The organism is Sphingobacteriaceae bacterium, from assembly GCA_016715905.1.
Classification (GTDB): Bacteria; Bacteroidota; Bacteroidia; order B-17B0; family Aurantibacillaceae; genus Aurantibacillus.
In genome coordinates this window covers 40,780-60,443 of record JADJXI010000005.1, presented here as the reverse complement: position 1 = coordinate 60,443, position 19,664 = coordinate 40,780, and the positions used below count along the sequence as shown (strand labels likewise).

Below are 19,664 nucleotides of genomic sequence, written 5' to 3'. Positions count from 1 at the left end.
CTATTATTTTTGTAAAAAACAAATTATCATGAAAAAATTACTTCTACTTACACTTTGCTTGGTTTTTAACTTTTACCTAAACGCACAGGATATTATTGTAAAGTCCGACGGCTCTATCATTAAGGGGAAAATAACTGAAGTGGGAGAAGAAACCATTAAATACAAAAAGGCCGATAATCCGGATGGCCCCACTTATAGTGTTTCCAAATCAAATCTTTCATCCATCAATTACGAAAACGGGGATGTAGAAAAATTTACTTCCAGTGAAAAAAAGGCTTCTTCAAAAGAAGCATACGATGAAGATAAAATGGAAGATGAAGACCGAGAGGAAAAACCGGTAAAAAAGGGCCCATCCCTAGCTGAAGAGCCGGGTATGAAAAACACCATTGAAGGAATTGCCAAAGATGTGGGCGAACAATTATTAAGAAGTTGTGCAAATGGTAAAATAGACAATTCCACTTCAGAGGTATATTGGGACCAAACCTTTAGAGATGCCATAACCAAAGAAATTTCAATTGCCATGCGTACCAGCTGGAAACCAAAATGGACCGACGGAGCCGGAAAATGGATTAAAGGGAAAGTAGTAGTTGGAACGGATGGTTCAAAAAAATGGGTATATCAAAATGATCACGGTTTAACATTTTCGGGTTGCGCAAAAGGATTTCGCATTAAGTGATCGGCAAAAAAAGAATATGTTTATTACTGCTACTGTTTAAGATTACACTAAACTATTCACAGAACGACAGTATTTTTTTTCATAAAACGCTTCCCGTAGCTTGTAAAGTAGAGGAAGTGAGTGATGATTATATCGTTTTTACGGTACCCGGTTCAACCAGAACTTTATCCACTTCAACACATAAAATCGAAAAAATTAAGTACAGAAACGGAAAAACCGACTTCTTCTCCAAATCAAGTGAAAACGAAGAAAATAATTCCGAAATAAAGCCTAAATCACCCAAAATAGATGCTGAACTAAAATCTAAAATTGAAACATTAGTTCAGAAAAGCGCCAAAAAAATCAAACACTGTGCAATTGGCTCAACCGATAATTTTTCAAGCGGAATTGATTGGGGATTAACTCATTTTGACGAGTTTAATTCCGATATTTTATTGGTTTATTTTACAGTACATTACGATCATAAGCTGGAAAGTCAACGCGAATCATTTAACATTAGATTAACAGTAAATAATGCCGAAAAAACAATTGTATGGAAACTATTAAAAGCTTCCGATTCCAAGGCAGAAAATGCGCTACTGCGGTGCCAAAGCAATAAATATTAGGGTAATTTTTGGGAAAAAAACTTGCAAATATTAAACTTTATCTTTTTCTTTGAGTTATTAACCAATAACATTAATTTAAAAACATGAAAAAATTATTAATCCCTGCAGTTGCCGTTGTAGCTTTGACTCTTGCAAGCTGTAACCAACGTCTGATCGATTTTACAATGATTAGTTCTAAAAACGTAACCTTACGTTTACCGGATGATGGAAAAGGTCCTCGTACAACCGGAAAAGAAATGAAAATGTGTACTGCTCCTCAATTAAAATCTGCTGTTGACAAAGCTATTGAAAATGCTGGTCCGGGTTATGATGCTTTAATTGACGGTGTTGTTTACCAAAGAAATGAATTTTTTAGAGCTGGTTGGGTAGTTGAAGGAACTCCAATCAAAACCGGAAAATTAAAAGCTTCAAATAACTAATATTGAAACTTATAAATTTAAAAAGCCGTTCATAAGAACGGCTTTTTTTTTGAGTAAAAATTGATAAATTATAGTTCTAATAAATTCCAGCCTTTAATTGTTTTATCCAATGAAGCGGAATACAATGTTTTTGAATCCTTGCTAAATTTAAGATCCGTTACAGCATCGGCATGCGCTTTAATTCGTTTTACCTCCGAATTATCAGATAAATTCCAAATAATAATCTCCTTATCTGTTCCGCCACTTGCCAACCATTTACCGTCCGGTGAAATATCAATACAAACCACGCCTTCTGAATGACCTTTTAACGTAGCGATATTTTTTCGTGAATTTAAATCCCATACTTTAATTAGTTTATCAAATCCGGCTGAATAAATAAATTTTTCATCAGAAGAAAGCGCAATATCATATACCCAGTCATCGTGTCCGGCCAAAGCGTAAATCATATTTCCCGTAGTAACATCCCAAGCTTTTATTTGATTATCATGTCCACCTGAATAAACAATATTTCCTTTCTTATTAAACAATGCGTTATCCACCCAATATATTTCCTTTAAATCAATCACTTTTTTAAAATTGCTGCTTTTCCAAATGCTCAACGTATTATCTCTCCAACTGGAAGTTAAAATAAAATCGCCTGCTTCTGAATAAATACTTGTTTCGGCAAAAGCCGTATGAGATTTTTTCTTCGATAATTTCTTTTTACCACTTTTAATATCAATTTCCGCAAACCGCTCGTATATTGAAATAAGTAATTTGCTTGCGTCTTTATTGAAAGAAACTCTTTTAACTGACGAATGATCAATCACAATTGATTTAATGCTCTCCTTCTTCTCTAAATCCCAAAAACGTATGGTTTCATCTTTAGAACCGGACACCAAAGTTTTTCCATCGGGTGATAAGGCTATGGAATTGATGCCGCCGGAATGACCCTGTAAAATAAAAAGAGGTTCATCTTGTCCCTTAGTTAAACTAAGCGTAAAAATGAATAAAAATAAAAGTTTAATACGCATAATACTTTTGCAATTTAGTTAAATAATTTTTACGAAAGTCGTCATTAAATTTCCTTGATCTCTTATAATTTACTTTGGGCACAACTTCATTTAATTGATTTATTCCACCGGTATAAAATGAACGCAGCATAAATACACCTGCCGTTGCAGCGGTTACATAATTTTCGAAGAATAGGTTGGCACCGGTGTAACCCAAGGCTCCTAATTGTAAAGTAATATTGAGTAATGCCTTACCGGGCTTACCTGCATAAAACAAACCTGCACCGGGAAGAACTTTAGATAATCTTCTTGCCTTTCGAAGTGATTTTAATTTTGGTAATTTCTTTTTTGAGTAGTAAGAATTTACAAATAAGTTTAAACTATCTATTTGAAATTTATCCAAAGTAATATTATCCTGATATTCTAATACTTTTTGTTTAGCATAAGCGTAATCGTTTAATTCATTTAAAATTAAAGCGTGAAGTAATATTGTGCGTTTGTATTCCGGTGTATTAACAGGCAAGCTTCTGTTTTTAGCGCAATACTTTTCAGCATCCTTATAAAATTTACCTAAATATAAATTTAATGCCAATTCATATTGTGCCGCGCATTTTAGCGAATCATTTAGATTATAGGGCAGTACACGCACTAAGCTCTTATAAGCCTCATGATGTTTGTTCAGTTGTTTAAAGCAATAGGCTCGTTTAAATAATGCATCAACTCTATCTTCCTCAGATTGACCGAAAAAATAAGCTTTTTCAAAAGCCGTAGCTGCTTCCATAAATTTTTCTTCCCCCAATAAATGTTCGGCATTTTGCAGCGAAACATTTTGTGCACTAATGGAAAAATTTACTAATAGGCAGCTTAATGCCAACCAATATGTTATGTTTATTTTCAAGTTCTTTTTCAGTTTTTACAAGTTGTACCGACACGGCACTTCCCCAAATATTTCCAATATAAAATAAGCTAAACACGCTTGCAAAAAAAATAGTTTGCGGGTGTTCAATTCCTAATTTAAAATAATTCTCTACAGTTATTCCTCCCATCACTCCTACCGTTAAAAAACTAGCCAAAGCCTGCCCGTTATTTCCTACATACACTTTTCCTAAGCCGGGCACAACTGCAGAAAGCATTCCTGCAGCAAAAGCTGATTTGCGTTTTATTTTTTTTTGCACCTGAGCGCATTCTTTCAATTTAACAGCTTCCTCCTGTAACAAAGTATTAGTAAATGAATTTTTATTAAGAATTGAATCGAAAGTTTGTACATTATGATTCAATAAATGAGTGGCTGCCAATTCAAAATTTTTCAATTCATTAATAATATCGTTGTTGCTGCTATCTATAGAATTTATTATTTCTACTGCTCTTTTTGCATTACCTTTTTCTGCTTCCAATATAGCTGCCTGATATCTTGCCGGATAAAATAAAAAAGATTCATTGGAAACTTCTAAAAACCGGTCGCGCGATAATTCATTATTGTGTTCAGACTGATAAGACATTCCCAAAACATAATTCACCGAATCTTTATACAATTGATTTAAATTTTTGTAAGAAAAGAAATTCTCCTTTTCAATTTCCGCTTCTTCAATTAATCCATTTTTAGTGAGATGAATAATAAAGTTGAAATTAGAATACGAATCACTGTCGTTAATTTGTGCATTAACTGAATTAACACAAATGATAGTAAAAATAAATACAATTAAATACTTCATTTTTTACTCCGCAATCTGTAATATTCAGGGATGTCATTTACCTTATTATTATTATTAAATAATACAGGATGAAAATCTATAGACGATAAACGCGTGCATCTGGTCAAACGATCGGTAGATAAGGAAATGCCTTTTATTAGTCCAAATTCATGTATACAAGCTTTGCTAAAAGCTGAACAGCTGGGCTCAAAGGCACAGCCTTGCATAATTTGTGGTGAAATTACACCCTGATAAAAAAATAATGCTCCACCAAAAACAAGTGATAATGGATTGTATTTTACAAACCAATTTTTGCCTTTAAAAACGTAATTAATCTTTCTTTTGGAAGCAAGCGTAGAGTCTGTGTGATTTGCGTTTAGTAGTCGATTTAAATCACTTTGACCTTTTAATAAGGAAGTGAGGAAAAAAAATAAAATTATGACATACCTATTCAAGTCTATTTTTTTCTGCCCTTTAAATAACCGATTATAATAGGAAGAACGGAAAGCAAAATAATTCCTAAGCAAACCAAATCAATTCTTTTACGAATAAATTCAACTTCACCTAATAAATACCCGGCCATGGTTAAACTACCAATCCATAATGCGCCACCTAATATATCAAAGCTGAAGAATTTTTTATAATTCATTTCGCCTACACCTGCTGCAAAAGGAGCAAAAGTTCGCACTAAGGGTACAAATCGTGCCATAATAATTGCTTTGGTACCATACTTTTCGTAAAAGGCGTGGGTTTTATCGAGGTATTCTTTTTTAACCAGCGGTTTTCCTCTTAAATTAAATTTAAACACCCGTAAACCTATTTTACGTCCAACCCAATAATTAATATTATCACCTAATACTGCGGCAATAAATAACAAAATAAGCAAATAAGACAAATTCAAATAGCCAGAACGTGCAAACAAACCTGCGGTGAATAAAAGGGAGTCGCCCGGTAAAAATGGCATGGCCACAAGGCCGGTTTCAACAAAAATGACTAAAAATAAAATAATGTAGACATAAGCTCCATAATTCTGAAAGAGCCAATCGAAATCTAAATGAAGGATGTGTTTAAAAAGTTCTATCATAATCCAATTTCTTCTATATACGCTAAAATACCGCCTTTTAAATTATACAAATTATCATACCCATGCTGTTTTTCTAAAGCTTGAATTACGCCGGCGCTACGTTTTCCGCTTCTGCAGTGAACAATTACTTTTTTATCGCGAGCAATTTTATCCAGATTATCCATCACCTCTCCCATTGGAATTAAAATTCCGTTTAAGTTAGCTTCATCAAATTCATACTGTTCGCGCACATCTACCAATTGATAATTTGCGTTTTCGTCTTTCAGTTGTTTTAATTCGGTTACACTTATTTCTTTCATGATCGTTGTTATTAGATTATACAGTATCTTGTTTTAATTCATCGGGTAAAAAAGTAAAAAAAGTGTCGCCACGCAATCCAAGGCGTAAAGTTTCGAGCGGAATCACGTCATCCACACCAATATTTCCGACATTTACATTTGCGCCAAATAATTTTATAAAATAAACCTGCTGACTTTTTTGCGGAGTTTCCCAAATAATATTTTCAAGTTTTATTTTATTTACAATTCGGTGAATTAATAAAGTGTGAGCGCTTCCGTTTTTATGGAATATTCCAACCGTGCCACTTTCACGGGCCTCTGCAATAACTTTAGAAGAACCTGCATCCAATTCGCTTTGCATCATTTTTATCCAACGAGCAGGATGTATGATTACCCCTTCTTCCTTACTGCCAACCTCACTTAATACGTGGAAATTTTTAGCGAGCTTACTGATATAATCGCATTTCACTTCATGTTCTAACTCTATACTTCCATCACTTACTTCTGCACAATCTAAACCCAAATCGTTTATGTATTTTAAATAATCATCAAATTTATTTCGAATCACAAAAGCTTCAAATAAAGTACCGCCTACATACACCTTCATGCCGGCACTCTGGTAAAGTTTTACTTTTTCAAGCACATTTGGAGTAAAAACAGATGTACCAAAGCCTAACTTTACATAATCAACATAGGGAGCCGATACTTCAACAAAGTCGTGCGCCTGACGAAGACTAATGCCTTTATCCATTACCATGGTAACACCTTCCTTACGGGGTTTTACCGTGCGTTCGGGCAGATGTGGTAGATTAACGTTATACTTAGGCGCCATAACTATTTTTTATAATGAGAAATTAATTGCAAAATTTCCGAATCGTTTTGTAAAACCGGAGCGTACTCAAATAGCTGCTCATGTTTTGAGGGATCAATTTCTAAACCTTTAGTGATATAATCCAAGGACTCTTTCCTGTCTTTATTTTCAATCAGCATAACACCCATGCGATAATGAAGTTCAGCCGAACCGGGAAAATGTTTTATCCCTTCGCTTAAAGTTGCAATAGCATCATTAAGGTAGCCTGCTTCGTGCAAAAGTTTACTGTAATCTAACCAAACATCTGCTTCGTTATAATCCAATTCAATTACACGTTGAAAAGCCATAGCTGATTCTTCCAAAAACCCGAGTTTATGCTGAATTTCGGCAAACACATACCAGTACTCAGCGTCATTTGGATTAATTTCAATAGCTTTTTTAATATAATGAATGCCTTCTGTTAATCTGTTCATGGCATCCAGCACAACTCCAATACCTAACCAGGCATCGGCATGAGCCGGATCTAACTTTACACACTTATTGTAATTGACTAAGGCCTCTTCAAATTTTTCTAAATTTTCGTAACATTCCCCTATGTAATAATAGGTGGAAGGTTCATGATCCTCATACTTTAATGTTTCTTTATATACATCAATAGCCTCGGCAAATCTTTCCAACTGAGCTAAAGAATTTGCTTTGTTGAAATAAGCAGAACTAAACTGATCATTAATTGCCGTTGCATAATCATACGCATCAATTGCTTTTTCAAATAATCCTATTCGGGCATAGGCAACACCCAAATTAAACCATGCATAATAACTATAGGGGTGTTGATCGATGTAATTTCCAAAAAAGGAAATGGCTTCATCAGAACGCGATGTTAAATCAAAACAAAGCGAAAGTTCATTCAATGCAACTTCATTATTCGGATTAATTTTAATTGCTTTTTTTAAATAATACAAAGCATCATCGGGTTTTTCTTCATTTAAAAACTCAATGCCTAAAGCCACATATACCTCATCTTTAAATTCCGCCAAAGGCAAAGCATGTTTAAAATTCTCAATGGCTTGTTCACCCAATCCCATTTGGCTATAAATATACCCTCGGGCCATATATAACTCAAAGCTGTTTTGTTCTATTTGTTCAACTTCATTTAAGATGGAAAGAGCTTCATGGGTATGATGTTGGCTAGATAAATACTGTGCATATCTGATTTTGATTATTGTGGAATAAGGAAAGCGTTCTAAACCATAATCAATTGCTTTTTTGGCTAATTCGTAATTAAGCCATTGCAGATAATAATCTATAATTTCTTCTAAATCGTCGGCGTCAAAAAACTCGGGCTGACCTGTAGAAATCATGTCCTCAAAACGTTTTAAGTTTTTCTCAAATTCTTTATCGTCGCGTCCTTCTGAGTCGTCGTGAAAATCACCCATAGTTGTACAATTTACCCCAAAATTAAGGCTCTTAAATTTACGAGTTTATTTTAGGCTTTTCTACTTGTTTTTTAAAAATTTAATTAAAAAAAGCATGTTCTGCCATTGGCAATTAGATGAAGACAATGCAAATTAACCGGAAGTATTTCCTTTAATTAAACCGAAAAAACGTGAATTAGTTTAATACCTGGCGCGAAATAACGATACGCTGAACCTCACTGGTTCCTTCATAAATTTGAGTGATTTTGGCATCTCTCATTAGTCTTTCCACATGATATTCTTTCACATATCCATAACCGCCGTGTACCTGTACAGCTTCAGTAGTTACCCACATAGCGGTTTCACTGGCAAATACTTTAGCCATGGCACTTTCTTTATCCATTGGTAAGTGCTGATCTTTTAACCAAGCGGCTCTAAAAATTAGTAAGCGGGATGCTTCTATTCTTGTGGCCATATCAGCCAATTTAAACTGTATAATTTGATGTTTACTGATCTCTTTTCCGAAGGCCTTACGTTCTTTTGAATATTGTAAAGCTAATTCGTACGCTCCACTAGCAATCCCCAGGGCCTGAGAAGCTATTCCAATTCTTCCTCCACTCAATGTTTTCATGGCAAATTTAAACCCAAAACCATCTTCGCCAATTCTGTTTTCTTTTGGAACTTTAACATTATCAAACATGAGAGAATGTGTATCACTTCCTCGGATTCCCATCTTATTCTCTTTAGGTCCTATTGTAAATCCGGGCATCCCTTTTTCTACTATTAATGCATTAATTCCTTTATGACCGGCCTCTATATTAGTTTGTGCTATTACTAAATAAACAGATGCGCTATTTCCATTGGTAATCCAGTTTTTGGTTCCGTTTAAAAGATAATGGTCGCCTTTATCAATTGCTGTTGTTTTTTGTGAAGTAGCATCACTTCCGGCTTCCGGCTCACTTAAACAAAATGCGCCAATTTTTTCACCTTTCGCCAAGGGAACTAAATATTTTTGTTTTTGTTCTTCGGTTCCAAAAGTTTCAAGTCCCCAGCATACTAATGAATTATTTACACTCATCACAACACTAGCACTCGCATCCACTTTACTAATCTCTTCCATAGCCAATACGTATGAAATGGCATCCATTCCACCACCGCCGTATTTTGGATCAACCATCATGCCCATAAAACCTAGCTCACCCATTTTTTTGATTTGCTCGGCCGGAAAAGTTTGATTCTCATCTCGGTCAATTACTCCCGGCTTTAGTTCATTTTGTGCAAATTCTCGGGCCGCTTTTTGTATCATCAAATGTTCTTCAGATAAATCAAAATACATGGTAATGGTTTTTAAGTTTTAAAATTTTTTGTATCCTTGCAAATATAACCGATTTAGTACTTGAAAACAAACCCCGTTATGAATGAGTAAATCACGTAATTTGAAGGTTTTAGGCATCATGAGCGGAACGTCGTTAGACGGTCTGGATTTAGCATTATGCGAATTCAACCTTGAAAACGATCTATATGTTTACAAAGTATTAAAAGCAAATACGTTAACCTACAGTAAAGAACAACGTAAAAAACTGGAAGAAATTAAAAATGGCAATGCACAGCAATATTTAGCCATGAACCATCTTTATGGTAAATACATTGGACTTGAAGTCAAAAAATTTATTGAAGAATGCGGTATTAAACCCGATTTAATCAGCTCGCATGGGCATACCATTTACCACCAACCCCAACATGGTTTTAGCGCTCAATTGGGTTGCGGGGCTACCATAGCTGCCATTTCTAAAACAACCACTGTTTGCGATTTCAGAATTTTAGACGTAGTGAATGGCGGACAAGGCGCGCCACTTGTACCCATAGGTGATAAACTGTTGTTTTCGGATTATGATGCCTGTTTAAATTTGGGAGGTATTGCAAATATTTCATTTGAATTTGAAGAAGAAAGAAAAGCGTTTGATATCTGTTTTTTAAATATGGCCCTAAACTATCTGGCCGAAAAATTAGGTAAAGCATTTGACGAGGATGGTAAATTAGCGGATGCCGGCAAAACGGATGAATTTTTATTGAAAGAATTGAAAGAAACACTACACATTGATAAAAAAATTTCATTAGCACGCGAGCGATACGAAAATTTACTGCTGCCCATTTTAGGAAATTACAGAATTACCATTGAAGATAAATTGGCCACATTTTGCGAATATGCTGCTGAAGCTATTGCCGAAATTTTAAACGAATTTAAACTGAAAAAAGTTTTGCTTACCGGCGGGGGCACTTACAATCAACATGTATTAAAGCTTCTCAAACAAAAATACAAAGGTGAATTGGTAATTCCCGATCATGAAACTATTCAGTTTAAGGAGGCTATTATTTTTGGCTTTTTGGGATACTTACGCGTGAATGAAAAAATTAATACGCTAAAAACTGTTACCGGTGCCGTATCAAATTCAGTTGGGGGGGCAGTTTATTATTTTAATGAGGAATTTTAATTTTCTTGCCGTAATTTAAAATTGAACTATCGGTAGATAAATCTCAATCCGCAAATTTGAATTAAAAAAATCTGAGAGAATTCTTAAAAATCAAAAGTGATTTGGCCATCATCATCGAAAAAATCTTTACCCCCTTTTTTATTTAATTTTTCCATAGCACGGCGATGCAGCTCAACAGGGCTTAATCCCGTTTTTTCGTCGTTCTCAGCGTTTTTTTTTAAGAACTTTCTAGCAGCTTTTATTTCCTCGGGTTCCTTTAAATTGATTTCTTTAACCTTGTGATCACTTAATTTTTTGCCTTTGGCTTTCATGTTTATCACAGGAGAAAATTCAACCATATTGATATTCTCATCATCGGGTTGCTTGCCTTTTTCTTTGGCAAATTTCACTTCTATAATCGGGTTTACCTGGGCCGTTACCAATTCAATGCGAGAATCTTCGTGTTCGGTTACCAATAATACTTTGGAGTTTGTATTCTCCGGTTCAAATCGTTTGGTGAAATAAGCTTTTCCTTTACCATCGTAATAAATGACAGTGAGTGTTTGATTGGAGAAGTATTTTTCAATTAAAATGATGTCCTCGTCAAAGTGATTCAGCAAATCATAAGTGTATAATTTGTAATACCCGCTTGATGTTATGGTCATTATTTTATCTTCTCCGCTGAATTTACCGAGGTAGGTTCCGCGTTCTTCTTTATTTAAACGATGTACGCTTTCATCAAACCAATAATCTTCTCCTTCTAAAGTAGACACACCTTTTTCTTTTAGTGTAACATTGTTGATGGTATACTTTGTTACAATATTGCCTACTGCTCCTCTTGCTTTAATTTCCATTTCCGCAAAATCAACATCTAATTCTAATTTTCTTACTCCGGTAGCTTGACGTAAACGAACTATAACCTTTTCACTTTCGCCGTTTGGATTTACGGTAAACCAAAACACCGTACTGCCGGGAGTGCCTTTGGTTAAATTATATTCCTTATCGCGCGTAACACCGGTAACAAAAAAACGTTTCATAAAGGTAATTCCTTTTGGTCCGTCGCGATAAATCATATTGTAAGTAGTACGTTCATCATTTTTCTGGAAAACCGCAACATGTATAATATCTTTTCCAACAAAAAATTTATCACTTACCTTAAAAACTTTCATTTTACCTTCTTTGGTAAAAGCTATAATATCATCAATGCTGCTGCAATCGCAAACAAATTCATCCTTTTTTAAACCTGTACCTACAAATCCTTCAGCACGATTTACATAAAGTTTTTCATTGGCCATAATTACCTGTGTGGCAACAATGGTTTCTAATTGTTTGGTTTCTGTTTTTCTTTCACGTCCTTCGCCGTATTTCTTTTTTAAATTTTTAAAATACTCAATGGCAAATTCCACCATATTAGCCAGATGATTTTTCACCTCCTCAATACGCGCGCTTAATTCCTTCATGTGATCTTCAGCCTTGATGCTATCAAAGCGCGTGATACGAATCATCGGAATCTGCGTAAGTTTGTGTAAATCTTCATCCAGTATATCTCTGATTAATTTCTTTTTGTGCGGTTTAAAGCACGTGTAGAGGTATTCGTATAAAGTTTCTTTGGTGCTGTACTTTTTAAAATCTATATACATCTCCTCCTTAATGAATATTTTCTCAAGCGAGGCAAAATGCCATTTTTCTTCCAGTTCTTTTTTCTCAATTTCAAGTTCCAGCTTTAATAATTCCAATGTACGTTGTGCTGAAAGTTTTAAAATTTCACTTACGCCAATAAACCGAGGTTTATCTTTTTCAATAATACAAGCATTGGGCGAAATACTTACTTCGCAATTGGTAAAGGCATATAAAGCATCAATTGTTTTATCGGTACTGATTCCGGGTTGTAAATGAATTAATATTTCAACATTTTCAGCCGTGTTATCTTCAACTTTTTTAATTTTTATTTTCCCTTTATCATTAGCCGCTAAAATGCTGTCGATTAATGAAGATGTTGTTGTGCCAAACGGAATTTCATTTATTACTAAAGTTTTGGCGTTTAATTCTTTAATGCGCGCACGAACCTTAATTTTTCCACCTCTTAAACCATCTTTGTACTCGCTGCAGTCTGCAATTCCTCCGGTTTGAAAATCGGGATAGATGCTTACTTTTTTTCCTTTTAATGACTGAATAGAGGCATCAATAAGTTCGTTAAAGTTGTGCGGAAGAATTTTGCAGGCTAAACCTACGGCAATTCCTTCAACCCCTTGCGCAAGAAGCAATGGAAATTTAACCGGCAAATTGTTTGGCTCTTTGTTTCTGCCATCGTAACTAAGTCCCCAATCGGTTGTTTTTGGGTTAAATAAAATTTCTAATCCAAGTTTTGAAAGACGTGCTTCAATATAACGGGGTGCTGCAGCGCTATCGCCGGTAAATACATTACCCCAGTTTCCCTGACAATCAATTAATAAATCCTTTTGACCAATACTTACCAAAGCATCGCCTATACTTGCATCACCATGCGGGTGATACTTCATGGTATTTCCGATTAAGTTGGCTACTTTGTTATAGCGCCCGTCTTCCAGCTCCCACATGCTGTGCAAAATTCTACGTTGCACAGGTTTTAATCCATCTTCAACTGCGGGCACTGCTCGTTCAAGAATTACGTAAGATGCGTAATCAATAAACCAGTTTTTAAACATACCACTGACATGCGTAACATTATCAATGTTGTGATGACTCTCACTATCAAACCCTTCAAAAATATCTTTACTCATGTGTACTTAAAGAAAATAGATTTGCAAATATAAGTTTTGAAAAATAAAAAAGGGGATGATTGTAAATAATAATGGGTTAAAATGTGAATGAAATATTCACAATTGAAGTTTAAAATGTTGAAGATTAAATCAATAAGGAGGAAAAATAAAAGTGTAAGTGATTAATTGCCAATTAAAAAACTCAGTAAACGAGCATTTTGCCTTTTAGGAAAAAAAGCGCCTCACCTAACTTAAAATTTAATTTATTACTGGAATACGTATTGATGCCTGCTTTTTCACCGCTATTGGCGTAACCATAAATATCATTTATTTGTGCATGGTAAATAACTTCACCCGAAACACTTCGCTTCAAATTTAAATCAATTACCAAGGCGGCCATTTTTAATCCGTAGTTCACATCTAAAACATGACTGCTTACATCCTCTCTGGTGTCGGCATTTACGTCAATGATATAGTCGGCATTTTCCGGTTTGTCGGCATAGGTTATTTCTTGGCCACTGAATCTGCTTTGTATAAAAGTGCTGATGATTGTTGAGCCGGTTGGTTTTCCGAAATTTTTCTCATTGCAATTCACAAACAAGTTTACCGGACTCACTTTAGCCTGAACCTTTAAAGCTGAAGTTTGAATGAATTGCTTAAGTACATTGATGCCAGCTTTGCCTACTGAATCAGCACCCATTAAACCTGAAATGTCGGGATTTAAATTAAAGGCCACCATTTGGTTTAAAGGATCTACGTGACTTACCTTAACCTGAACTTCGCCGGAATTATTGCTCGATGTTTTTTCAATCACTTTTATTTTATCCTCTTCACTTTCTACTACAAATGGGAAATTTTGTAATGGACTTTTACCTTTAACTTGCAATTGATAAACCAAGGGCTCATACGTTTTTTGATAAGGTTTTAATATGCTTTTGGCATTTATATTGGCGATGGTGATAGATTGAAGTTGTTGCTGAATTAAATTGGTAAGATCGAATACATTTTTTAATCCTTTTGTAATACTTGCATCAAAATTTATTTCTTCGTTCAGGTAAGGCGTGAGTACACCAAAAGCCTGTATGCGTTTTTTTAAGCTGGATGAAAAATCCTGACTTTGTTCGTCGGCATAAGCCGATGCGATTAAATTGGAAGCCTTTGTGATGATTTGCTGCTTTTTTTGTTCTTTCTGTTTGGCATATTCCGCTTTATCCAATGTATAATAAACCCAATATTGTTTATCATTTTCATACGTATCTACTTGTTGATACCCTTCAATATTTTCGGAATTACTCATTTTAATTAAAGAGTTATAATTTTCATTAAAGGACTTATTGTTTTGTACTGTGTAAATAACCGAATTGGAGGAAATATCAACTTTAATTTCAGAAGACAAATCGTATAATGCATTTTTTTTGGCTTCTATAGCATAGGAAGAAGTTTTAGCTTTATCAGCAAATCCAATACCTACAAATTTAAATCCGCTATTGGGCCTGCTGCTAACCCACAAAGGTGCAGGTTTTGATTCGGCAACCACCGGCCCGGATTCCAATTCTTTCTTGCTTTTGCAAGCAAATAAAATTAGTGCGGTTAATATGTAAATAGTTTTTTTCAATTTACTTCATGTTATTTAAAATTGATTTGGTGAACAAATCAATTGCCTTATTATTCGCTTCTTCTTTTAATACGTCAAAACTTTTTAAATTAGAATTTGCATTAAATTGCTGGCGCCATTTATTTGGATTATAACGTGCAGCGGGGGCAGTTTGTTCCGGATTGTAAGGATATAATTGATTAATATTTCCTCCGTATGTTTTTACAAATTCGTTGTATTCTACGGCATCCTGAGCATTTACTTGTTGACTTTGAGAAGAAATAATTTGATTAGAAACAGCATTAATTAATTTATAATTGTACATATAATTATAGGCTCTACTGGCCTGTACCACATTATAATCCACTTGTTTGTAAGAGATTATAATAGTTGTATCATTCTTTTTCGTTTTAATTTCCTGAAAAGCCTTATACGTTATTTTTTTTGGTCCGCTATTAATTTCCTTAATATCTGTAATATCATAAGAATAAAAATAATCGGCTCCGGTAGCTTTTCGAATAGCCTGAATTAAATCAACATCTGCAGCCTTACCACCTGAAACATCAGGAATGTAATTGAAAGGTGTGTTATTAATTACTTTCGCAAATGTGAATTTTTGCACTGCAATTTGATTAAAGTTGTTGAATAAATAATCTTCTAAATCTTTTTCTGTTTTGGTATTTGCTTTTTTAGGTTCAAAAAGCATAAAATGTTTTGTTTGACCTTCGGATGCGAGTTCATATAAATCCTTGGTATCTTTATAAGTTGGACTTTTGTGATTCACCTTGCTTAAAAGATTGTAAGCATTGGTGTAATTTTTATTTCCTAATTGTACAACCGCTGCCTGATAAATGGGCTCACAAACTGCAATAACCTCTAACTGTTGCGTGGTTTTGTAAGTAGGATTATATTTATTTACTTTATTAATGTAGGTAACTGCATCACTGTACTTTCCTTGATTAACTAAAGTAAAAGCGATATCGTGATTTTTAGAGCAATAAGATTCCACTACCTTTTGATAATCTTCATCATATTGTTTAGGATAATCTAAAGTCACATTCAGCACAGCCGTTTTATTGGTAAATTCTTTTAATTTTTCAAAAGAGTTTAAGGAAGCTTCTAATTGGTTGGTGTTATAATTCCGGAAAAAATCAGAAGCCATATTCGAAACACATTTTTGGCCAACTTCCTTTAATTTTATTCGGGCTTCAACGTTAGTGATTTTACGTTGTAAAGATTGTAAATAATACTCAGCTGCTTCATTTACTAAACCTTGCTTTTCCAATTTTTCTGCGGCTTTAAAGTATTTTTTAGAACCGGAGCAGGAAATCAGCAATAATAAAGCAGTGCAATAAAATATGTATAATGTGTTTTTCAAATCTGAATTAAAAAGAGCATCTTTTTTTGAAAGATGCTCTTTTATTAAAGGTTGATGAATTATTTTCCTTCGTCAGCCAATTTTTTCATTTCGGCATCGAAGATTTGTTGGAATTTTTGTTTATCGTAATCCAATTTCAATTTTGCATTGTTTGAAATTTTAGCATCTAGCTTTTCGAACACTTCTTTTTTTCCGGCTTCAACGGCAATCCAGTAGCTGTACGAACCATCCGGCTCTTTGAAAATCTTTTCGCCAATTTCTTTAACGTTAGACATTTCAAGATTTACAACTTCGCGCGCTAACTCTTCGAATTTATTTTCGAATTCTTGAGCATTTCCGATTGTACGCTGATTCGTGTACTGATCAGTTACTCTTTTAATAGTACTGTTGATGTTAGCAGCCATTTCAGATTTAGCATTTTGGAATGCAATCTTTTTAGCAGTGGCTAAATCCGGAGACTTTCCAACTTGTTTTGCACGAAAAGCATCATTATCGCTACGATACTTGCTTTCGCTAAAAGGAACACTGATTTCAACAGCCCCTGTTTCCTTTTGAATAGTTTGTTTCTTTTTTGATTTACATCCGGTTAAAGATAATAAGGCAATAGCCGGGATTAAAAGTAATTGAGTAGTTTTCATTTTATTTTGTTTTTATTGTTACTTATTCCAATTCACGTTTCATGCCAAAGATATCTTTTTTTTCGATATTAACAGGCTTTAACACGACAAAGTGGTCTTTAATGTTTTAGTTTTATGCAAAAGTTAAAATAATTTAACATTTACTTAAGGCTTTCTTCAGCCACTTCCTTTTCCACTCTTAAATTATCAATAATAAACTCCTGACGCTCTTGTGTGTTCTTGCCCATGTAATAATTTAGAAGTTCCTGTATACTTGCTTTTTGATCTATCAGTACAGGTTCTAATCGAATATCCTTACCGATAAAATGTTTAAACTCATCCGGACTAATTTCACCCAAACCTTTAAATCGTGTTATTTCCGGTTTTGGTCCTAATTTAGCCACTGCGGCTTTTCGTTCTTCCTCACTATAACAATAAGCCGTTTCTTTTTTATTTCTAACTCTGAATAAAGGAGTTTGTAATATTTTAACGTGATTGTTTTTTACCAGATCAGGGAAAAATTGAAGGAAGAAAGTGAGTAATAATAAACGAATATGCATGCCATCCACATCAGCATCGGTAGCAATAACTACATTATTATATCTTAAGTCATCCAAGCCTTCTTCAATATTCAAGGCCGATTGTAACAAATTAAATTCTTCATTTTCATAAACTACTTTTTTTCCAAGGCCAAAGCAATTTAATGGTTTTCCTTTTAAACTAAATACAGCTTGTGTATTCACATCACGCGTTTTAGTAATAGAGCCACTGGCCGAATCGCCCTCGCAAATAAATATAGTGGTTTCTAATCGACGTGCATCTTTAGAATCATCTAAATGAATGCGGCAATCGCGCAATTTTTTATTGTGTAATGACGCTTTTTTAGCTCGTTCTCTGGCTAATTTTTGAATACCCGAAAGTTCTTTTCTTTCTCTTTCATTCGCAATAATTTTAGCTTCGATGGCTTTTGCGGTATCCGGATTTTTATGCAAATAATTATCTACCTGTTGTTTTATAAAATCTCCGATAAAACTTCGAATACTTTGTCCACCCGGCGCAATTTCACTGGAGCCTAACTTTGTTTTGGTTTGCGATTCAAAAACCGGCTCTTGCACCTTAACCGAAATTGCAGCCACTATAGATTTTCTGACGTCTGTTGGATCAAAATCTTTTTTATAAAACTCCCTAACGGTCTTAACAATAGCTTCCCTAAAGGCAGCTAAATGCGTTCCTCCTTGCGTGGTATATTGACCATTCACATAACTATAGTATTCCTCACTAAAATGCTCATTGCTATGTGTCATTGCCAATTCAATATCTTCTCCTTTCAAATGAATAATGGGGTACAAGGTTTCTCCGCTAATATTTTTCTCCAATAAATCTTTTAATCCGTGCAAGGATTTATATTCATTGCCGTTTAAAATTAATGTTAGGCCGGTATTTAAGAAAGCATAATTCCACATCATGCGATCTATATATTCATGTACAAAATGATACTTTTTAAAAATGGTGTCATCCGGTTTAAATTCAACGTAGGTTCCGTTTTTTTCACCCGGCGCAGCGGTTAATCGATGTTCTTTCACTAATTCGCCTTTCTTAAATTCGGCCGTTTTAGCTTGTTTATCACGATAGGCAGTAACTTTGAAATGTATAGAAAGTGCATTTACTGCTTTGGTACCCACTCCATTTAATCCAATTGATTTTTTAAATGCATCGCTATCGTATTTACCACCGGTATTCATTTTAGAAACCACATCTACCACTTTTCCTAACGGAATACCTCGCCCATAATCGCGGATAGAAACAACACCATCTTTTACATTTACTTCTATTTTATCTCCTTCACCCATCATAAATTCATCAATACAATTATCCATTACTTCTTTCAGTAATACATAAATTCCATCATCAAATGCGCTTCCGTCACCTAATTTCCCGATATACATTCCCGGACGAGTACGAATGTGTTCTTTCCAATCTAACGATCGTATATTATCCTCTGTGTAATTTGATTTAGCCATTTCTTATTTCAATTAAATTCAACTTTAAACTATTAATCACCATCTAATAAATTTCCAATTCCTCCTAAAATGCTTCCTTCTTCCTTTCTGCTCCCTTTTCCGTAAGAAAGAATTCTCCCGGCTAGCCTGCTTATTGGTAAAGTTTGTATCCATACTTTTCCCGGCCCTCTTAGTACCGCATAAAATAATCCTTCACCCCCAAACAAAGAATTTTTTACACCACCAACAAACTGAATGTCGTATTGAACTGTGGATGTGAAAGCCACAATACAACCGGTATCAATTTTAAACATATCTCCTGCTTTTAATTCTTTTTCGATAACGTGTCCTCCACTGTGAACAAATGCTAAACCATCTCCTTCCAGTTTTTGCATAATAAATCCTTCACCGCCAAAAAGTCCGGTTCCTAATTTTTTTTGAAACTCAATACCAACCGATACACCTTTAGCCGCACATAAAAAACTATCTTTCTGACAAATTACTTTATTTCCCAATTCTTGTAAGTTGAGCGGAATAATTTTACCGGCATAAGGCGCAGCAAAAGAAACCTGACGTTTTTGTGAGGAGTTATTGGTATAAACGGTCATGAATAAATTTTCACCGGTGAGTAAACGTTTACCGGCCGAAAACAATTTATCCATAATGCCCTTTTCATTTCCATCTCCAAATAAAGTTTGCATTTGAATGCCATCTGTCATCATCATAAAACTTCCGGGTTCTGCAATAACTGCTTCCTGAGGATCTAATTCAATTTCCACGCATTGCATTTCCTCGCCCATCAATTTATAATCTATTTCGTGATTTTTCATGCTTTACTGTTTAAAGTTTTTAGTTTGAGGTTTCTTGTTTGAGGTTTATTTTAAATGATTATGAA

Annotated in this window: 19 protein-coding genes; 4 read left to right on the top strand and 15 right to left on the bottom strand. The window is 34.5% G+C overall.

The genetic code is table 11. The features are described 5' to 3' along the window. The first annotated feature begins 28 nt into the window (after positions 1 to 28). The 3 genes from IPM51_08175 (at position 29) to IPM51_08165 (ending at position 1,700) form a co-directional block, all read left to right on the top strand. Positions 29 to 676 carry a hypothetical protein gene (locus tag IPM51_08175; GenBank protein MBK9284287.1) on the top strand — a complete coding sequence of 216 codons (648 nt, stop codon included), beginning with the start codon at positions 29 to 31 and terminating at the stop codon, positions 674 to 676. A 116-nt stretch (positions 677 to 792) separates the two neighbouring features. Continuing rightward, entirely contained in the window at positions 793 to 1,281 is a 489-nt protein-coding gene (locus IPM51_08170; protein MBK9284286.1) for a hypothetical protein, read from the top strand. Positions 1,282 to 1,364: 83 nt separating this feature from the next. Continuing rightward, positions 1,365 to 1,700, top strand: a complete 336-nt coding sequence (locus tag IPM51_08165; GenBank protein ID MBK9284285.1) for a hypothetical protein — start codon at positions 1,365 to 1,367, stop codon at positions 1,698 to 1,700. 68 nt (positions 1,701 to 1,768) lie between these two features. On the opposite strand, the gene IPM51_08160 is transcribed toward IPM51_08165, so the two are convergent. The 9 genes from IPM51_08160 to IPM51_08120 form a co-directional block, all read right to left on the bottom strand. Beyond that, positions 1,769 to 2,713, bottom strand: a complete 945-nt coding sequence (locus IPM51_08160; GenBank protein MBK9284284.1) for a WD40 repeat domain-containing protein — start codon at positions 2,711 to 2,713, stop codon at positions 1,769 to 1,771. After that, positions 2,703 to 3,590, bottom strand: coding sequence for a hypothetical protein (locus tag IPM51_08155; GenBank protein MBK9284283.1), 888 nt, complete (start codon positions 3,588 to 3,590; stop codon positions 2,703 to 2,705). The genes IPM51_08160 and IPM51_08155 overlap by 11 nt, the downstream gene beginning before the upstream one ends. Next, positions 3,529 to 4,404, bottom strand: a complete 876-nt coding sequence (locus IPM51_08150) for a hypothetical protein (protein ID MBK9284282.1) — start codon at positions 4,402 to 4,404, stop codon at positions 3,529 to 3,531. The genes IPM51_08155 and IPM51_08150 overlap by 62 nt, the downstream gene beginning before the upstream one ends. Further along, a complete protein-coding gene (locus IPM51_08145) occupies positions 4,401 to 4,838 on the bottom strand; it encodes a membrane protein insertion efficiency factor YidD (protein ID MBK9284281.1) in 438 nt (145 codons plus the stop codon). The genes IPM51_08150 and IPM51_08145 overlap by 4 nt, the downstream gene beginning before the upstream one ends. 2 nt (positions 4,839 to 4,840) lie before the next feature. Beyond that, a complete protein-coding gene (locus IPM51_08140; protein ID MBK9284280.1) occupies positions 4,841 to 5,467 on the bottom strand; it encodes a VTT domain-containing protein in 627 nt (208 codons plus the stop codon). Further along, on the bottom strand, positions 5,464 to 5,766 hold the full coding sequence (locus tag IPM51_08135; GenBank protein MBK9284279.1) for a rhodanese-like domain-containing protein: 303 nt from the start codon (positions 5,764 to 5,766) through the stop codon (positions 5,464 to 5,466). The genes IPM51_08140 and IPM51_08135 overlap by 4 nt, the downstream gene beginning before the upstream one ends. 16 nt (positions 5,767 to 5,782) lie before the next feature. Beyond that, positions 5,783 to 6,577, bottom strand: a complete 795-nt coding sequence (locus IPM51_08130) for a phosphosulfolactate synthase (protein ID MBK9284278.1) — start codon at positions 6,575 to 6,577, stop codon at positions 5,783 to 5,785. A 2-nt stretch (positions 6,578 to 6,579) separates the two neighbouring features. After that, positions 6,580 to 7,992 carry a tetratricopeptide repeat protein gene (locus IPM51_08125; protein ID MBK9284277.1) on the bottom strand — a complete coding sequence of 471 codons (1,413 nt, stop codon included), beginning with the start codon at positions 7,990 to 7,992 and terminating at the stop codon, positions 6,580 to 6,582. A 175-nt stretch (positions 7,993 to 8,167) separates the two neighbouring features. Then, positions 8,168 to 9,307 (bottom strand): acyl-CoA dehydrogenase, encoded by a 1,140-nt coding sequence (locus IPM51_08120; protein MBK9284276.1) that lies wholly within the window; start codon positions 9,305 to 9,307, stop codon positions 8,168 to 8,170. Between the two features lie 82 nt (positions 9,308 to 9,389). On the opposite strand from IPM51_08120, the gene IPM51_08115 reads away from it, so the two are divergent. Continuing rightward, positions 9,390 to 10,463 carry an anhydro-N-acetylmuramic acid kinase gene (locus IPM51_08115; protein MBK9284275.1) on the top strand — a complete coding sequence of 358 codons (1,074 nt, stop codon included), beginning with the start codon at positions 9,390 to 9,392 and terminating at the stop codon, positions 10,461 to 10,463. Between the two features lie 83 nt (positions 10,464 to 10,546). Here IPM51_08115 and IPM51_08110 read toward each other — a convergent pair whose 3' ends face one another. The 6 genes from IPM51_08110 to IPM51_08085 all read right to left on the bottom strand — a co-directional run bounded on the left by IPM51_08110 (position 10,547) and on the right by IPM51_08085 (position 19,599). Then, positions 10,547 to 13,201 carry a DNA gyrase/topoisomerase IV subunit A gene (locus IPM51_08110; GenBank protein ID MBK9284274.1) on the bottom strand — a complete coding sequence of 885 codons (2,655 nt, stop codon included), beginning with the start codon at positions 13,199 to 13,201 and terminating at the stop codon, positions 10,547 to 10,549. Between the two features lie 181 nt (positions 13,202 to 13,382). Next, complete coding sequence (locus IPM51_08105) at positions 13,383 to 14,795, bottom strand: LPP20 family lipoprotein (GenBank protein ID MBK9284273.1); 1,413 nt, start codon at positions 14,793 to 14,795, stop codon at positions 13,383 to 13,385. A 1-nt stretch (position 14,796) separates the two neighbouring features. Continuing rightward, positions 14,797 to 16,152, bottom strand: a complete 1,356-nt coding sequence (locus IPM51_08100) for a hypothetical protein (protein ID MBK9284272.1) — start codon at positions 16,150 to 16,152, stop codon at positions 14,797 to 14,799. A 59-nt stretch (positions 16,153 to 16,211) separates the two neighbouring features. Next, a complete protein-coding gene (locus tag IPM51_08095; protein ID MBK9284271.1) occupies positions 16,212 to 16,790 on the bottom strand; it encodes a hypothetical protein in 579 nt (192 codons plus the stop codon). Between the two features lie 140 nt (positions 16,791 to 16,930). Further along, a complete protein-coding gene (locus tag IPM51_08090) occupies positions 16,931 to 18,790 on the bottom strand; it encodes a type IIA DNA topoisomerase subunit B (GenBank protein ID MBK9284270.1) in 1,860 nt (619 codons plus the stop codon). A 32-nt stretch (positions 18,791 to 18,822) separates the two neighbouring features. Then, positions 18,823 to 19,599, bottom strand: a complete 777-nt coding sequence (locus IPM51_08085) for a TIGR00266 family protein (protein ID MBK9284269.1) — start codon at positions 19,597 to 19,599, stop codon at positions 18,823 to 18,825. Between the last annotated feature and the right edge of the window lie 65 nt (positions 19,600 to 19,664).

Bases quoted from the DNA above. Each gene is read 5' to 3' on its own strand.
- IPM51_08175 (MBK9284287.1), top strand. From the start codon at position 29: ATGAAAAAATTACTTCTACTTACACTTTGCTTGGTTTTTAACTTTTAC.
- IPM51_08165 (MBK9284285.1), top strand. From the start codon at position 1,365: ATGAAAAAATTATTAATCCCTGCAGTTGCCGTTGTAGCTTTGACTCTT.
- IPM51_08160 (MBK9284284.1), bottom strand. From the start codon at position 2,713: ATGCGTATTAAACTTTTATTTTTATTCATTTTTACGCTTAGTTTAACT.
- IPM51_08150 (MBK9284282.1), bottom strand. From the start codon at position 4,404: ATGAAGTATTTAATTGTATTTATTTTTACTATCATTTGTGTTAATTCA.
- IPM51_08140 (MBK9284280.1), bottom strand. From the start codon at position 5,467: ATGATAGAACTTTTTAAACACATCCTTCATTTAGATTTCGATTGGCTC.
- IPM51_08135 (MBK9284279.1), bottom strand. From the start codon at position 5,766: ATGAAAGAAATAAGTGTAACCGAATTAAAACAACTGAAAGACGAAAAC.
- IPM51_08130 (MBK9284278.1), bottom strand. From the start codon at position 6,577: ATGGCGCCTAAGTATAACGTTAATCTACCACATCTGCCCGAACGCACG.
- IPM51_08125 (MBK9284277.1), bottom strand. From the start codon at position 7,992: ATGGGTGATTTTCACGACGACTCAGAAGGACGCGACGATAAAGAATTT.
- IPM51_08120 (MBK9284276.1), bottom strand. From the start codon at position 9,307: ATGTATTTTGATTTATCTGAAGAACATTTGATGATACAAAAAGCGGCC.
- IPM51_08115 (MBK9284275.1), top strand. From the start codon at position 9,390: ATGAGTAAATCACGTAATTTGAAGGTTTTAGGCATCATGAGCGGAACG.
- IPM51_08110 (MBK9284274.1), bottom strand. From the start codon at position 13,201: ATGAGTAAAGATATTTTTGAAGGGTTTGATAGTGAGAGTCATCACAAC.
- IPM51_08095 (MBK9284271.1), bottom strand. From the start codon at position 16,790: ATGAAAACTACTCAATTACTTTTAATCCCGGCTATTGCCTTATTATCT.
- IPM51_08090 (MBK9284270.1), bottom strand. From the start codon at position 18,790: ATGGCTAAATCAAATTACACAGAGGATAATATACGATCGTTAGATTGG.
- IPM51_08085 (MBK9284269.1), bottom strand. From the start codon at position 19,599: ATGAAAAATCACGAAATAGATTATAAATTGATGGGCGAGGAAATGCAA.